General features: G+C 46.7%; 13 protein-coding genes. 5 read left to right on the forward strand and 8 right to left on the reverse strand.

Translation table 11 applies throughout. From position 1 onward, the window contains the following. Window positions 1-13 precede the first annotated feature (13 nt). The 5 genes from FE296_RS10590 to FE296_RS10610 form a co-directional block, all read right to left on the reverse strand. Window positions 14-868: a carbohydrate ABC transporter permease gene (locus tag FE296_RS10590; protein WP_165790059.1), complete on the reverse strand. Its 855-nt coding sequence runs from the start codon at window positions 866-868 to the stop codon at window positions 14-16. Between the two features lie 36 nt (window positions 869-904). Beyond that, on the reverse strand, window positions 905-1,786 hold the full coding sequence (locus tag FE296_RS10595; RefSeq protein WP_091032136.1) for a carbohydrate ABC transporter permease: 882 nt from the start codon (window positions 1,784-1,786) through the stop codon (window positions 905-907). Between the two features lie 101 nt (window positions 1,787-1,887). After that, on the reverse strand, window positions 1,888-3,201 hold the full coding sequence (locus FE296_RS10600; RefSeq protein ID WP_150364925.1) for an extracellular solute-binding protein: 1,314 nt from the start codon (window positions 3,199-3,201) through the stop codon (window positions 1,888-1,890). A 258-nt stretch (window positions 3,202-3,459) separates the two neighbouring features. Then, complete coding sequence (locus FE296_RS10605) at window positions 3,460-5,553, reverse strand: acyltransferase family protein (RefSeq protein WP_150364926.1); 2,094 nt, start codon at window positions 5,551-5,553, stop codon at window positions 3,460-3,462. Between the two features lie 574 nt (window positions 5,554-6,127). Beyond that, window positions 6,128-6,688: a flavin reductase family protein gene (locus FE296_RS10610; protein ID WP_150364927.1), complete on the reverse strand. Its 561-nt coding sequence runs from the start codon at window positions 6,686-6,688 to the stop codon at window positions 6,128-6,130. A gap of 230 nt (window positions 6,689-6,918) precedes the next feature. On the opposite strand from FE296_RS10610, the gene catA reads away from it, so the two are divergent. Beyond that, on the forward strand, window positions 6,919-7,566 hold the full coding sequence (gene catA, locus FE296_RS10615) for a type A chloramphenicol O-acetyltransferase (RefSeq protein ID WP_124113970.1): 648 nt from the start codon (window positions 6,919-6,921) through the stop codon (window positions 7,564-7,566). Window positions 7,567-7,648: 82 nt separating this feature from the next. On the opposite strand, the gene FE296_RS10620 is transcribed toward catA, so the two are convergent. Continuing rightward, a complete protein-coding gene (locus tag FE296_RS10620; RefSeq protein ID WP_150364928.1) occupies window positions 7,649-10,288 on the reverse strand; it encodes an adenosylcobalamin-dependent ribonucleoside-diphosphate reductase in 2,640 nt (879 codons plus the stop codon). A gap of 525 nt (window positions 10,289-10,813) precedes the next feature. Between FE296_RS10620 and FE296_RS10625 the strand changes: the two genes are divergently transcribed. The 3 genes from FE296_RS10625 to FE296_RS10635 all read left to right on the forward strand — a co-directional run bounded on the left by FE296_RS10625 (window position 10,814) and on the right by FE296_RS10635 (window position 14,923). Then, complete coding sequence (locus tag FE296_RS10625; RefSeq protein WP_124113968.1) at window positions 10,814-12,577, forward strand: DEAD/DEAH box helicase; 1,764 nt, start codon at window positions 10,814-10,816, stop codon at window positions 12,575-12,577. A 3-nt stretch (window positions 12,578-12,580) separates the two neighbouring features. Further along, entirely contained in the window at window positions 12,581-13,762 is a 1,182-nt protein-coding gene (locus FE296_RS10630; RefSeq protein ID WP_223868838.1) for a YqhG family protein, read from the forward strand. 204 nt (window positions 13,763-13,966) lie between these two features. Then, window positions 13,967-14,923 (forward strand): hypothetical protein, encoded by a 957-nt coding sequence (locus FE296_RS10635; protein WP_150364929.1) that lies wholly within the window; start codon window positions 13,967-13,969, stop codon window positions 14,921-14,923. Window positions 14,924-15,056: 133 nt separating this feature from the next. Here FE296_RS10635 and FE296_RS10640 read toward each other — a convergent pair whose 3' ends face one another. Beyond that, complete coding sequence (locus tag FE296_RS10640; protein WP_150364930.1) at window positions 15,057-15,275, reverse strand: YqzE family protein; 219 nt, start codon at window positions 15,273-15,275, stop codon at window positions 15,057-15,059. 193 nt (window positions 15,276-15,468) lie between these two features. On the opposite strand from FE296_RS10640, the gene FE296_RS10645 reads away from it, so the two are divergent. After that, window positions 15,469-16,212, forward strand: coding sequence for an N-acetylmuramoyl-L-alanine amidase family protein (locus FE296_RS10645; protein WP_124113966.1), 744 nt, complete (start codon window positions 15,469-15,471; stop codon window positions 16,210-16,212). Here the strand turns inward: FE296_RS10645 and FE296_RS10650 are convergent. Further along, entirely contained in the window at window positions 16,187-16,981 is a 795-nt protein-coding gene (locus FE296_RS10650; RefSeq protein ID WP_411860575.1) for a divergent polysaccharide deacetylase family protein, read from the reverse strand. The two genes, FE296_RS10645 and FE296_RS10650, sit on opposite strands and share 26 nt — an antisense overlap. Between the last annotated feature and the right edge of the window lie 97 nt (window positions 16,982-17,078).

Consider the following 17,078-nt stretch of genomic DNA (forward strand, 5'->3'; position numbering starts at 1 on the left):
GATGCGCTCTCGCTTACCCTTTGACAGCTCCGGCTGTCATACCTTTCATAACCTGTTCCTGGAATACGAGATACAAGATAATGGTTGGAATGACCGACAGGGTCATGGCAGCGAGCGTTAATCCGTAATCCGTTTGATATCCATCCGCAAAGTTCGCAATGGCCAGCGGTAACGTTTTCAATCCGGTTTTGTTGATGAATACAAGCGCAAATGAAAAGTCATTCCACGCATGCAAGAAACTCAGGATCGTAACCGTTGACAACGCAGGTACGGACATGGGTAACATGATCCGGGTAAACAGCCCCCAAAGTCCTGTTCCATCAATAAAAGCTGCTTCTTCAATATCACGTGGAACACTTGTCAGATAAGCAGTAAGCACAAAAATTGCCGTAGGCAATGCAAAAGCCGTATAAGGTAATATTAAGGCCCAGTACGTATTTAGCAGGGACATCTGTTTCATTAAAATAAATAAGGGGACAAGTGTACTATGGATCGGAATGAGCATGCCAACAACAAAGAAGGTCATGATTAACCCTTTCCAGCGAAACTGGAAACGGGCCAGGATGAATGAAGCCAGCGCTGCAATAAACAGCGTTAGAATAAGTGACCCCACCGATACGATTAGTGAATTGCCAAAAGCGGTCCCCAACCTGGAGCTTTCCCATGCATTGCTGAAATTGGCAACATTCCAGTTTTCCGGCAGACCAAAGGGCCTGCTATAGAAATCTTCATTTGTTTTGAATGCACTAATCACGAGCCAGTAGAACGGATACAATGTTAAAATACCATAGACCGTTAGCAGCGTCCAAACAATTCCGCTACGTAGGCGGCGAATCGGATGGCCCGAGCTGCTTCGTGGTGATGGCATGGATACAGGTGTCACTTGCATGATAACTCCTCCTCTCTATTGATTCTCTTTTCGTTTGCGACTGGTTAGCCACTGGCTTGTTCCGATCAGCAGCAGGGAAATCAGTACAATAGTTGTTGAGATCGCACTACCAAAACCATATCGGTATGTTGTAAAGGTTGAATTGTACATATATGTTGCAAGCAGTTCTGTCGCATGGGCCGGACCACCCTTGGTCATGATGTAGACCAGATCGAATGATTTCAGACTACCCGAAATACATAGAATGATCGCTACCTGAACCGTACCCCAGATCATGGGCAAAGAGACTGATACCAGCTTCCGGATTCCTGAAGCCCCGTCTATTTTGGCAGCATCATGAATCTCGCCGGGAATATTCTGTAGCGCCGAGATGAAGATAATTAGATACAACCCGACAAAGCTCCAGAGCAGCGGCGGTACCAATGAGAAAATTGCAATCTTGTCATCGGACAGCCATTGCAGCTTCCAACTTTCCAGCCCCAGTGCGTCCAGCAGAAAGTTCAATATCCCGATCTGCGGATGATAGATATACTGCCAGATCATACCGATAACTACAGTGGATAACACCATTGGCAGAAATACGGCTGAGCGCAGAAACCGCTGTAATGGATTACTTTTGTGTAAGATGACCGCCAGCATCAGCGCTAACGGAATTTGTCCAAATACCGATGCCAACACAAAAATAACGTTATTTTTCAGTGCCCGCCAAAATACAGGATCATGCCAGATCTCCACGTAATTATCCACACCAATATATTTGGATGCGCCGATGCCGGACCAGTTGAAGAAACCGTAGTATGCCGACCACACGACCGGTACAAATACAAACAATGCATAAATGATGACTGCCGGGGCCAACCCCAGCATAATAAAACGCCGACTGCGCAGTGCGTTCATCTGTTCACTTCCCTTCGATAAATTCCTTTACCAACTTGCGACTGGCTATCCCATTCATACTTAAAACCCCTCCCCTGCCGGGAAGGGGTTTTAACGAATGGTTACTGACTAACTGCATTGGCTTGAGCCGCCTGAATTTTAGCCGCAATGTCTTCGGCCTTGCCGCCCATAAGCAACTCTTGCAATGCATTATTAATAACCTCAACCGTTGCCGATCCCAGCTTGGAATCGTATACTGGCGTGATCTTCACTTCCTGCATCAGATCATATAATTCTACGAACAATGGATGTGCTTTGGTTTTGTCCAGATCAATCTTGTAACTCACCAATGTGCTGCTATCCAATGTGGCCTTCTGACCATCAGGTCCTGCCAGCGCGTAGAACAGCTCCATCGCTGCCTCTTTTTGTGCACCGCTCAGCTTTTTACTTACACCCAACCCGGTTCCTACAACACCGGATGTTGTTCTTGGTTCACCCTGACCTCCGTCCACTGGAGGAAGAATCGTAATATGTGTGTTGTTCAACACCTCTTCAGGTGCATTGTTCACCAGATTTGCCAAGGCCCATCCGCCGTTCATGACCATCGCTGCCTTACCTTGGAAATAAAGCTGCATCATCTGTGTCTCATCAATACTGTTGAATCCATCCTGGAATGCCTTGGTGTTGCCAAGCTCCTGCATCTTGTTCAAGGCTTCAATAAATTGTGGATCGGTAAAGCTTGCACCATCTTGTGCTGTCGCTTTCAGGAACCAGTCTGTGCCGGTAATCCGATCAGCCAGTGTACTGAATATCGTTGATTGAGCTACCCAGTTGGCTTTGTTGCCAAGTGCCATGGGAATGACTTTATTTTGATTAAACGTAGCAATCGCTTGTTCCAGTTCCGCCCAGGTCTCAGGCACTTTTACGTTGTACTGTTTGAACAAAGCTTCATTGTAATAAATGAAGGAACTTGGCGCCAGATTCATCGGCACGGAGTAGATATTCCCATCCACAGTGTATCCATCCAGTGCATTCGGGATAAAGTTGTCTTTCCACTCCGGCTTTGCGTCCAGCTCTGCATTAATGGGCTGTAACAGATCCCCTTTTACAAATTCCTTAGTCATGGCATCCGGCCACATCACGAATAGGTCTGGCATCTCGTTGGCAGCTGCCACCGTTCGAAGCCGAGTTTTGAGACCATCTGTTGGCAATCCTTCATCCACAACTTCAATATCTGGATGCGCCGCGCGGAAATCTTCAATAATTTTGCGCATCGCAACTGCCTTCGCATCCTGTCCGGTCCAGTTGTGCCAGAGAGTGACGGTTACTTTGTCATTGCCACTGCCTCCTTCTGAAGTGTCCCCGCCAGCACAGCCAGCCAGAATAATGGAGAACAATGTTATTGCCAGGAAACCCGAAAGCCATTTTTTCAACATCTCTATAATCCCCCTCGGCGATTTGAATACACTTATTGTAAATGTTAACGCTATCATACCGTAAGGTGACGATCCACGGATGCAGGGGTGAAAAATATCGGTTCCCCTGTTTGGAATTTGCTTTGTTGACTTATTTGTTCATAACAACTAAAAAGAGCCCTCACAATGAGAGCTCTTTCTTGTTGCAGCCGTCGGTAGCTTCAATCCAGGCTATATATAATGAATAAGTGCTAAATCGTATTACATATGGATTGCGTATTATTGGATATTGTTTTTCACCAGATCTGCAAAAGCTTCGGATCCTTGCGTAGTGAGATGTACGCCATCTTTTTCAAAATATTCGTCATGCCCCTCACTTGCACTGTTCCAGTCAATCAACGAGACATTGCTGTATTTGGATGCAGCCTCATTCAAAGCTCTGTTCACCGTTCGTTCCCACGGACGAGGTACACGCACAGTAACCAGATATACCTGATCCTCATCTTTCAGATAATCAAGCACAGCATTCAAGTTTTTGGAGTTAAAGGAACCATTCGTCCCGAGCTCCAGCACCACTTTGCTGCCCATTTGGTTGTTTTGCTTCAGACCTTCCAATACATCGCCTGCCTGCCACATCTGACGGCCGACATGTCCGTCCACATACACTCCCGATATACTTTGCTCCAGATACGGTTTTGCATCCAAAATCACCGAATCTCCAATGACGGTATAATGAACCTTGCCATCCTGGGCAAGAGGAGCCGTTTCTTCATTGTCCTGAGATGAATCAGGTGCATCATCCGTATGATCCGTATTATCGGATTGATTCGCTCCGGCGTCATCCGATGTATCATTCTCGTTAGTCAAGGAGTCATCAGCCGGCTTATCTTCAGACTGACCGTCCTTGCCAGGATTCACTGAATTGTCTTGGTCGTCAGGTTTTGAATCTGGAGCGGGCTCTCCTGTTGGTTTCTCGTTTTTCCCCGAATCATCTTTCGCTCCTGCTTCCGGTTTATGGGTATGAGCACCGTTCTTTTGACCAGAGCCTGACGTCGCTGTAATAGCCGGCAACACATCCTGTCCCTGTTCCTCCGCCACGGAATTCTCTCCATTCAATGCGTTGGACATCGATACCGAATGGGAGTCGGAGTTCGCTGCATGTGAGACCATCATCTGAGATACCGTATAGGACAACAGCAGAATCGTCATCAACAGACCTGCCCGCTTCCACCATACGTTACGTATACCGATCGATGACCGCCCTCTTCCCCATAATCGGGACCAAGAATCACGGAATCCGTTGTACCGAATCGGATTTTCAATATATTTAAGGGACAATGAAGCCAGTACAACCGTTGCAGCAACCTGTAAAATGATTCGTACAGGATGTGCTCCTCCCGTATCCACCGCGGGATTGGTTAACATAATGACAGGATAATGCCACAGATATAATCCGTAGGATCGCTCTCCGATCCAGCGTAATGGCTTCGCGCCAATGATACGTGCCAGTAAAGACGATGGGTGAGCCAACACCGCTACCAGCAACGTTGTTGCAATAGCCTGAAGCACCATGCCCCCTTGATACAGAAACGGATCATATTCACTGCTGTTCAGCATCATGTAGATTAACAAAGCAAGCGCAGCAAGTCCCGACACATCGAGCACAAGCCGGTTCATGCCAGACAGAGAGTTCGACAGCTTGCGACTAGGCCACACCACGGCAAGAGCAGCACCGGCAAGCAGTGCGAATGCCCGCGTGTCTGTTCCATAATATACACGGCTCGGGTCCAGATCCGGATTATACATGATGGCCATTGCTCCAGCAGACAATTCAGCTGCGACGACAATGAAGACGACCAGCCATCCCTTTCTTTTGAACACTACGATTGCTGCGATCAGTAGAAGAGGCCATATAAGATAAAATTGCTCTTCCACAGCCAGTGACCAGAAATGTCCAAACGGTGATGGAGGGCCAAAACTTTCGAAATAGGAAACGTTGTGAAAGATATACCACCAATTGCTTATGTATAATACACCCGAAACGATATCGCCACGAAGCGCAGCAAGCCGGGATGGGTCTGTACAAGCTAACCAGATCATCACCACAGCTGTCATGGTCAGCATGCCTGGAAGCAAACGCCTTACCCGTCTTACCCAGAAGTCACCGAGTGAAATGCGTCCATGTTCCTGCCACTGTGACACGAGAATATCTGTAATTAAATATCCCGAGAGAACAAAGAATATCCCTACACCGAGCAGTCCGCCCGGAATAAAATCCAAATTCAGATGATACGCGATTACTGCAAGTACAGCGATGGCTCGCAAACCGTCAAGTCCATTCATATGTCTCTTACGATTTAATGATTGTGACATGCATGCCCCTCCTTGTTACTGTGACTCAACAACATCGGTGTTGGGGGCATAAAGGAACTCCTGATCGTTCTGGTTGTCATTAACATACGTATTGCACCTTCCATCTTTCATTTACAACATAAGAAAAGCTTCTATTTGAAGCACGATCCGATGATGCGACATTCTGTGTGAATTCTATAATCTTAAAGAAGACGAGTTGCCTGTCCATTAAGTTTAATTATTAAAATATTCTTTATATTCATTCGTGAGTTCACGTTTAGCATTATACGCCCGAAATAAGCCTCATACTTTACAGGAATAGTTACAAACGATTAAACCGATGTAACCTTTCCTGCCAGCTCATATAGCTGTAAAATCATACTCTAATTTTGTCGTTAAATATAGTATTTTTCATTGAGTGGCTAAAATTACCTGTCCCGCTTGCGCAAACCAGCATACCCACGCACACATCGATTGAAACAATTGAATCCATAACAAAAGGCTGCCGACTTGCTCAGCAGCCAATATCCATTATAAACCTATGTCAGACCGGATTGAAAGTTTTGCTCATAATTGCTTCTTCTTGCCTAGGACCCTAGAGGTGGAACGGGTGAATCTTTTCTTCTGTTCTCGCATCCATGATCCGGTATGTTGAACGCCCTGTATACATTGGGATTTGCAATTTCTCCAGATCAACCATTCCATTCTCCAGAAAATACTTCTGATCCTGATATCGCTGCAACACTTCGCCTGCAATCCATTCATGGTCACCATATGTCGTAATCTCCATAACCTTGCATTCATAAGCAAAATAAGCGTCTGTCAAAATGGGTACACTTACCTTGATTCCTTCCTCATAAAGAATGCCGAATCTTGTGAATTTATCCGTAGCTCTTCCACTGAACGTTCCTGCAGCTTGAATCCACTCCGATCGATGACCTGGCAGGAAATGAACACCGAATACGCCGCTCTTCTCAATGAGTTCATAGGAGTATGTTTCCTTACGAAGGGAGATGCCGTATACGCCTGGTGATGATCCGATGTATGTATGCCATCCGGACGCCATCACATTCTGAACTCCCTCATGACGTGAAGTCACCACCGCTACCATTCCAGGATAAGAATAAAATATGGGTTCTTCTATCGGCTGACGCATCTAATCCCCTCTCTTCTTCGTTATAAAAACAACTTTAATTATAAAGTAAAAAATCTGGTTGAAAAAGCGTTTTGCAGAGGATTTCGCTATAAGCGACACATTCAGTATCATGTTATACTGAGATGGTCAATTTCTAAAATACGATACTGGGAATGTGATAGGATATGGTCAAATCAGTCAAATATACCTCCTAAATGAAGGCAATATTCAAATTTAGGAGGTTATAACTTATGTTTAATTCAATCGTGTTAGATCAGTGGGATCGAAAGCCATACTTTGACCACTACTTGAATCAGGTCAGATGTACTTACAGCATAACTGCTAATCTGGATATCTCTCTATTGATCAACGAACTGAAGCTTAAAGGATTGAAGTTCTATCCCGCTCTTATTCATATGATCTCTACGGTCGTCAATGCACACAGGGAATTCCGAACCTGTTTTGATGCCGAGGGGAGATTGGGCTACTGGGACGAAATGTCTCCGAGTTATACGATTTTTCATGAGGACGACAAGAGTTTCTCAACGATCTGGACGACATTCCATGAAGATTTCGAGACATTCCACATTCGTTATCTGGAAGATATGAAGAATTACAAAGATCACAAACAATTTGTTGCCAAACCCAATGAACCGCCAAATACATTTCCCGTTTCCAGCATTCCCTGGGTGAACTTTACTGGATTTAATCTGAATATTTACAATGAGGGAACCTACTTGTTGCCTATTTTCACGATGGGGAAATATGTTCAACAGAACGATAAAGTATATCTTCCCTTATCCGTTCAGTTACATCACGCCGTGTGCGACGGCTACCATGCTGGCGTTTTATTTAATGAACTGCAATCACTTGCAGATCGATGCCAGGATTGGTGTTAGTTAGCTAAATGACAAAAAGGCATTCCTGACTTCATGATGGAGTCATGGAATGCCTTTTCTCTTTCTTTTTTTCAAATACGACTTAATTACACTTACTATATCCACAGTTACTGCATGTTTTGCATCCTTCCACATTCATCAGAGATGCCGAGCCGCATGAAGGACATAAATCTCTCGATTCAGTAAAGGTTTTCTGATTTTCAACTTTTGGATATTCGCTCTCCACTTGGTTCTGCTCTTGTGTAGCTCCAGTTTCGTTCTCCTGCACATTGCTCTGTATATGACTTTCCAATGCTTTGGCAACCGCATCTGCAATAGACTCCACACGATTGGCTCCAAATCCAATTGCTCCCGAACCGCCGATTCCCTTGAGATGTTTGATCAAGAGTTCAACCTTGTGCCCATGATCTCCGTATCGAAGGAACAGAGAGCACACTCGACCGAGTGCCTCAGCCATGGCAAACACGTCCGATCCCGCTTTGCCCACGTTCAGGAAGATCTCACCCGGCGTTCCCTCCAGATCGTTGATCGTAATGTAAGCCATCCCGAATGGCGTATTGATTTTGTATGTCGCACCGCGCAGTACTTGAGGACGGCTTCTGTATTGTTTATCCAGCACTGTAGCAGAAGAAGGGGCTTGATCAGAAGAAAGAGTCTCAACATCAACCTCGCTACTGAAAGATCCAACACCTGCCTGCCCTCCAATATTATTCGGGTTATCTATTGCAGATACGGCAGTCTTCTCTCCTGCTTCCCCCGTGTTTTCATCTTCGGTCTTGGCCTCTTCCTTCTTCGACGTGGACAACACCTGCACATCCCTGCTGCCGTCGCGATATATCGTTACTCCCTTACAGCCAAGGTCAAAGGCCAGTTCGTACAGCTCAGCCGTATCCTCCACCGTAAAATCAGCCGGACAGTTGGCCGTCTTCGAGATGGAGCTATCCACCCATTGCTGGATCGCAGCCTGCACCCGGATGTGATTCTCAGCCGACAGATCCATCGCCGTCACATAATAGTCTGGTAAAGCTTCACCCGGATGTTCATCCAGCCAATCTTGCGCAATGGGTACGAACTGTTCATCATAACCTAGACGGCTTTGACGGAAATACTTGAAGGCGAAATACGGCTCAATCCCTGTTGATGTGCCCACCATCGTACCAGTACTTCCCGTTGGCGCCTGAGTGATCAGCGTGACATTTCGAATGCCCTGTTTGCTAATGGCCTCTCCTACTTCAGGGTACGTTGCAACCATGTTTTTCATGAATCCACTCTGTAAGTACGGTTCAGCTTCGAAAGCTGGGAAAGCTCCCTTCTCTGCTGCAATCTCTGCCGATGCCAGATAGGCCTCCTTCGCCATGAATCCATACAGTTTATCCAGAAAAATAAGGGATTCAGGACTGCCGTATCGGATACGCAGCTTAATCATCAGCTCTGCCAGTCCCATGGTGCCAAGCCCAACCCGGCGTTCACGCTGCTGATTCAGTCTGTTTTCCTCAAAATGATATGGTGTTGCATCGATGACATTGTCCAAAAATCTAGCCGAGATGCGAGTGGTTTCCGCCAGTTCATCCCATGCCACATCATGATTTGTTTCATCATAGAATTTGGACAGATTGATCGCTGACAGATTACATACCCCCCAGCCAGGCAAGCCTTGTTCCCCGCACGGATTAGTACAGATGATCGGGTTAAAATACCAGCTGTTGGACATCTGATTGTAGTACTCCATGAATACCACACCAGGCTCTGCTGATTTCCAGGCTGATTCAATAATGGTATGCCAGATTTCACGAGCTTTCAGCGTACGATAGTGCACCACCGAATGTCCTGCGGCTTTCCACTGCTGCATATCCCCGTTCCACTCGGTGTCGTAGTCTGGATCGTTCGTATCGGGGAAAACCAAATCCCAATCTCCGTCCTGCTTGACAGCCTCCATAAATGCGTTGCTCACACATACAGACAGATTGGCATTGGTCACCTGCCCCATCGTTTGTTTTACGGTAATAAAATCAAGCACATCCGGATGCCAGTCATTCATCATGAGCATAAGCGCACCCCGGCGGCTTCCGCCCTGTTCAATCAATCCAGTTGTATAACTGAACAATCCGCCCCACGATACGGAACCGCTGGATGATCCGTTGACACCTTTCACCACCGCTCGGCGAGGACGCAAAGAGGACAGATTAACACCCACGCCTCCCCCTCGTGCCATAATCTCCGTCATCTCGGTCAAGGTTCTCATGATGCCACCCCGACTGTCTTGCGGAGATGGAATGACATAACAATTGAAAAGTGTCAGCTCATCACTTGCCCCCGCGCCCGCAGCAATGCGTCCTCCGGGTACTAACTTCCAATCTTCCAACACAGAGCGGAACTTGGACTCCCACGTTGCCTGCTGATCGGCTGTGGATTCGACAGAAGCCATCGCTTTGGCAAGACGGTCCCACATCTCTTCCGGTGTTTTTTCTATGTTGAGTGTCAATTTCTCCACGTTTGTCTCGATCATCTCTCCGCTTCGAGTTCTTACCTGTACAAGCTGACCCTGACGTTCTATGATTTCGCCCACTTCCTTGGTTGGGAACTTGGGATCATCCTTCGTTAATACGAGTACCACATCTCCGACCTTGGCATGATTCGAATCAGCGTCCTTCCAGGCGTATCGGTCCAGAAATATTTTTTCGCTGAGTCCTTCTAATTGGTACGATCGTTGGTTCGATTTCATCGCTACATTCAACCTCCCCGGTATAAAGCTCCATTTTCACTATAAGAATAAATTATGATGAAACACCACATATAGTGATTTAACTCCAGTATAATACACCATATATTGATTTTCTATATGACTTTTATCACAGACCTTATTTTATAGACTCCTCTGCTCGGACAAACTTCTTCACACACCCTCATACGCATGAATACGACATCTGTGAATTTTTTGGCACAGAAAAAACATGTGCCTTTACTAAATTTCTGGGTTCAATATAAGTTAACTATTCATTTGCACGTCAACGGAGAGGACAGAAAAAACCTGAAAAAGCGAAGCGTTCGCCTTTATCCCCGGATTTCCCCTTCAGAAAAGGGAATCAAAGAAATCTGGGGATAACAGCGATTGGAAGGTTGTTCTGTCATCGTAGTGTTCGTGCAAATAAACTGTAGTTCAACTTGTATAGTTATGAACTGACTCTCATTCGTCCATACTATTACCTACGAATAAAACGTCATCACGTATGGCAGGGGAGGAAGCACCATGAACCGGAAAAACCCGCACCACACGAATCAACCTGTAGCCGAGCTGCCCGTTCCGTTGGAATTTGATCGGACCTGGATTAATCAATTGGAATCACGACTGGATAAAGGAGGTCCTTGGGGGGATTATCGACTCTTCCAACTGGGCATTCAAGCCGAAGAAACCAATCTGATTCCCAATTTTGACGAGATCCAGTGTTTGAAGCATCTACAAGGCCTTACTCCACTCCCTCACCAGATGGACACTGCTCGCAGAGTATTATTTGAAATGTCAGGCCGGGCCATTCTCGCCGATGAGGTGGGTCTTGGCAAAACCATTGAAGCCGGTCTCATTCTGAAAGAATATATGGTTCGGGGTCTCGTATCCAAGGTACTCATTCTCGTGCCAGCGTCTCTTGTGCTGCAATGGGTACGGGAGTTGAATTCGAAATTTGGCATCCCTGCCATTGCCCAGAAAAAGGCCTATTCCTGGCAGAATGAAGTGGTGGTTGCTTCCATGGATACAGCCAAACGTGACCCGCATAAAGATATGCTGCTGAATACCGATTACGACATGATTATTATTGATGAGGCTCATAAGCTCAAAAACAAGAAAACAACTAACTATCAATTCATGCTGAAACTGCGCAAAAAGTATTGTCTGCTGCTCACAGCTACACCTGTGCAGAACGATATGAGCGAGTTGTTCAATCTGATCAACCTGCTGAAGCCCGGTCAACTGGGTCGTCAAGGTGACTTTGCGGCCAACTTTGTTGTAGACAAACGGGTTCCGAAAAATCAGGAACAGCTTAAGAACGAGTTATCCAAAGTCATGATTCGTAACCGCCGCGGCGAAGGCCCCGTTCAATTTACCAAACGAAACGTCTCCAACGTGAATCTGCAACTATCGCCCGAAGAACAAGCGCTTTATGATGGTGTGACTTCCTTTGTTAAAGACCAGTACCAGGAAGCTGGCGGCAATCTGAGCAGCATGCTCTCCCTTGTTACATTGCAGCGTGAAGTGTGCAGCAGTCGGGATGCTGTATTCGTGACGCTGGTTAATCTATCAAAGAAACTTCCGCTGGACTCTCCCCTTCGGGACAAGATTTGGGAACTCGTTGCCCATATTAAAGCAATCAAGGAAAATACCAAAGCCGAGAAAACAATGGAACTGATCCGGAACATGAATGAAAAAGTAATTATCTTCACCGAATACCGGGCCACGCAGGAGTATTTGCTAAACTATTTCCGCAACAATGGGCTTACGGCTGTACCCTATCGGGGTGGCATGAATCGAGGCAAAAAAGACTGGATGATGGATCTCTTCCGCGGGCGTGTGCAGGCCATGATTGCAACCGAAGCGGGCGGCGAGGGCATCAATCTGCAATTTTGCCATCATATGATCAACTTTGATCTGCCTTGGAACCCTATGCGGGTTGAGCAGCGGATCGGTCGGGTACACCGGCTGGGACAGCAAAATGACGTGAACATTTTCAACCTATCCACGACCGGAACGATTGAGGAACATATTCTGAATCTGCTGCATGAGAAGATCAATATGTTTGAGATGGTAATCGGCGGGCTGGATGTCATTCTGGAACGGTTGGAAAAGAAGGAGTCTATTGAGAAAAGTTTGTACAAAATCATGTTGGAATCACAAACCGATGAAGATATTCGCCGCAAAATGGATTCACTTGGGCAATCGCTGAACTCCATTCAACGTGAGGTTGCCGATGAAGGGCCTGCCGTATCCGGGTTGTTAGATCTTCGCAAAGGAGGTAGCTAACTCATGACCATGTCTCCCCATGAAGTGCAGGCATATGTTCTCACCTATCTGGAAGCACTTGATTGTCAGATTATGGAACGTTCCCCTGCCCATGTTACAGTCAAACTCTCTCCTGAGGCGGACAAAGCGTTGACCAATCGCCCCTATTATTGGGGGTTCGTGGAACGAACCGGAGCACCCGCTGAGACGATGTCCTTTACATTTATATTTGATCCTGACAGTTATCAGCAGGCCATTGAAGCAGCAGAAGCCAAAGCTGCACAAGCATCACCTAACGCTGCTGAAACGAATGGCGTAACCAACGGCAGTCCTCAAGGCGAGCCACCAAAAGAAACTATTCTAGGCCGTTACTTTGGTATTACGCCATCACTGCCACAGCTCGGGCCAGGACGAATATTACGTGAAGAAGTGGTGTACGGCAGTCGCAGACTGCAGCAGATTTTCGGCGCTGCCCGTGAAGGCGGTGCCTTCGTAAACCTGTTCGAACAGGCTGCCAAACGGCAATTGCGCGCTACAGCGCCAGCCGTATATGAGCCTTGGCTTGGTGTGTGTTTCAAGGTGGAATTCGCCTGTGATTTGAAACGGGAGGAATTGCATTTTCTAGGCATCTCCCTTCGCTCGGGTGAAATTATAGAAAAATTCGGCACTAAGCTGAACCGACGTGATCTCAGTCCGAGGCTTGCGGAGAACATGCATGTGCAGACAGCTAAAGTTTCGTTATTTGATGCCGGAGCTGCTCTGGAATCTCATTTGACGAACCGCTTGTTGGAACTCGATTATAGCTGGGCAGAGAAAGCCCAGGAGCGGCTTGATCTGGAGCTGGATGTGTTGGACACCTACTATGAGGCGGTACTCCGAGAAGATACACCTGAGGTAGAATCACCAGTTAACATAACCTCAGACACGGAAAATGTCCATTCTAACCGCACGCCACCTGCACCACTGAAAAAAGTTCTGGATATAACTAACGCTAAACCCATTGGAGCAGATGTAGAACTGGCGGCAGAGGCCGCAGTACCGATCGACTCCGAGACAGATGCCGAAGAAGAGAAAGCCAAACAGGCGGTAATAGATCGTGAAGCTATGAAACTCCAGTATGAGACACGCCGGACCGAGATGATCTGGCAATATGAACCCAAAGTGAAAGTGACTGCCATTAGCAGCGGCATGTTTCACTTAAGATAGACGAAGACACTACTTTTCCTGCAAATGCTGGCAAAAGTAGTGTTTATTCATGATCAGCTGCCCGACAGGTTGCGGCAACCTTTGCATAGCCTGTCCCCTAGAATGAAACTAGGACCCGCTCAGGCAACGGATAAATGAAAAGTAGGTGTAAATTTGAAACGATTCTTTCATACGTGTTGGCACAACGCTCGGAAAACAACTTGTATGACCTTGGGCTTGTTCAGTTGTCTTGCCCTATTTTCTTTTTGGTCGATAGCCCATGCAGAGGAACAAAAAACGTCTTCGCTATCCCACGCATCATCAACAGAATATAGTCCCGAACATCATGCCATTCAGAATGAAAAGCTAGCTCCTGCTGTTGTGCAACGGTTTGCAGAGCAACAAGCTGTTACACTTGGTACAGCGGACGGCGAAGTGCATTGGAAGAACGCCGAACTGGACTTCTACCCTCTGGGGCCAGGTACACATAGCTGGCTCGTACAAGCTGAGTTTGAAGGCAAACCTATCGGATATATGATTATTACAGTCACAGAGCAGGGTCAGTTGATGCTTAGTGAATATGGTCATGGAGAACAGACACCATACAACAACGAACTTCTTGGACAAGCCTTGGATCAACAACATGTGAACCTTGAGGCATTACTTGCTGGCGGAGGAGAGCTTCATCTTGGTTATGCTCTTCCCCTGCTGGCTTATTGGAAAGTGGAACAACCTAACCATCCTGCACTTTATATTGATGCTACGAACGGAGATGTACTACCGTCAGAGTTCCTGAACCTGCTGGAGGCTGATTCCAAACAGGCCTCTGCCAGCATAACTGAGTTGTCCACAACGCCATCTTTATCAGTCGACCCACCTCATCTGCAACCCATCTTCAATCCGGCTGACAGTCTCTTGTGGATTACCTCCAAGCCTGTTGCTGCCGACCGGGCACAAGATGTGATACAACACGGAGAGAATCAAGAGATTGTTTTCTCAGCGGGTGATCGTAATGTCGTATACGGCGGTCCTTTACCCGTTAGCGGTTATCAGCTGTGGCATACAGATCAGGAAGCAGAGTCCATTCTATATATAGCGCTAGGTGGAAAATCATCCATTCAACGCTTTGTCCCTTTGAGCACATTGCAGCAAGATGGTCATTTTTACATCGTAAATCCTTGATCATCAGCAAATTCTTAAGATTCGGTCAGATAACCTGTAAAACTATAAACATCCACAACAAATAAGACGCCTTCCCATTATATTAAGGGATTGCGTCTTTTGGTTTAGCATTAGTGAAATAGGTAAGCGATTGTCACCCTTTGCCCGAAGAACTTCGTTTATGAGACTCTGTATCGAATTCTTTTTCCTTTTTCCCCACCCACAGGGAAACAGCGAAAGGGATCATACCAAACCACTTCATCGCCCACGGCTCTTTCCTTTTGGTGCGGCCTTTCCGCTCATCCTTCGGCGTATCGATATAATGAACAACACGTTGCGTAATGTATTTTACCAACTCATCACTTTTGGCCATAATTCTGCCTCCTTCGCTCCTGCACATTCGCGCAGCTTACGATAGTTCTATTGTGTGCAGGATGTGTACTGATTAAACATTTTTTATTGAAAGAAGTATGAAAACCCTCAGAATGCACAGTCTAATGCCAAAGGTATCCATCGAGTCGTTAATCTGCATTCGATACCTATTTCATGAAGGAGTGTGTATTCCCATGTATAAGCTGCTGACCGCTTCGGTAGCCTTGCTAATCAGCTTCCATTGCCTTCCCATGCTGCCCCATGTCGCTTATGGAAAAGCAGCCCCGTCCCAGAACAGTCCATCCATGCTTCCGGTGACCGATGGAGATGCTTATCGCTCAAGTCATCATGCCTTTGCAGCACCCGTTATCCTGCTCGACGTAGGCCATGGCGGTATTGACGGTGGTACCTCAGCCCAAGGAGTGCTGGAAAAAGATATCAACCTGGCCATTAGCCAAAAGGTCTATCTCCTGCTTCGCAGCAAAGGTTATGCCGTTATCATCAATCGACTTGGTGATTATGCACTTAGTGATGAGAATCGCTGGCTGAACAGTCGCTCCCGTCATACCAGAGATCTTGCCCAACGTAAAAGCCTTAGCGAAGAAGTAAGTACTGATATCGTGGTCAGCATTCATGCGAACTGGAGCCCCCGATCGAATGCACACGGCCCGGTGGTACTGCACCAGAAGGAAGGCAGGAGTTATTTGCTGGCCCAATCCATTCAGGATGCCATGAACAAGTTGTACGGAACGGAGCACAGGGTCGTATGGGGCAAGCCCTTTTATATATTGAATTACGTGAAGCAACCTGCCGTCATCGTTGAAACCGGATTTTTGAGCAATGCGGCAGATCGAGCCAGAATGAATGACCCCGCTGAGCAAAAACGAATCGCCCAGTCCATTGCCAATGGCATTATTTATTACCTGTCGGTAGTGTAGGAGCAGAATGCCATTGCCACACATCTCGAACCAGATCACCAATTCCTACAAATTGAACCTGATTTTGCAGACGGGAGACGGATTCACGAATTACTGCGGATGTGTTCATCCCCGAATGACCGACATGACCAATGACAACACAGATATTCTTGTCGATCGCACGCTGAGCAGCTAGATCCAGTTGCTTGCGAATGTGTTGCTTGGAGTTTTGATCATCCAGGAAAATGTCATTACCTACAGGTGGCATATTTTTGGATACGGCCAGTTCCCCCACCACGGTGCGAAAGTTCGTACGGCTGTCTACAAAGAAGAGGCCCCGCTCCTTGCATACATCGAGCACAATTGACATGATGCGTTTGTCCGAAGTAATTTTGGAACCCATATGATTGTTCATGCCAATTGCGTGGGGCACATCATCAATCGCTTTCTCCACGCGGGAGCGGACTTCTTCATCTGTTAGATTGGATGTGATTGCACCCGGGCCCAGCCATTCAGGTCGTCCTTTCTTGGGTTCCATGGGCATGTGCACAATCACATCCATCCCCTTTTCATGTGCAGCTATCGCATCTTTCTTCGTTGTTGGCAAAAAAGGCATGACCGCTACCGTTAGTTTAACTGGCATTGCCAGGATCTCGGCCGTACCCTTCATGTCATTACCAACATCATCGATGATAATCGCTAACCGTTTGTGATTCGATGTGGACTCTGAAGCTGCCGCTGTTGGCCCTCCTACTGATATGCCTGCGTAAATCACAATCAAAAATGCCATAATACCTGCAGTTAATCGATAAATCTTTCTCTGTACTTTCATCATGATTCCCTCCCCGTAACTTCTGTGATCTCATTGTTTGATAATGAAGGCAGGA

Origin of the sequence: Paenibacillus sp. UASWS1643 (assembly GCF_008693195.1) — a bacterium.
GTDB lineage: Bacteria > Bacillota > Bacilli > Paenibacillales > Paenibacillaceae > Paenibacillus > Paenibacillus amylolyticus_B.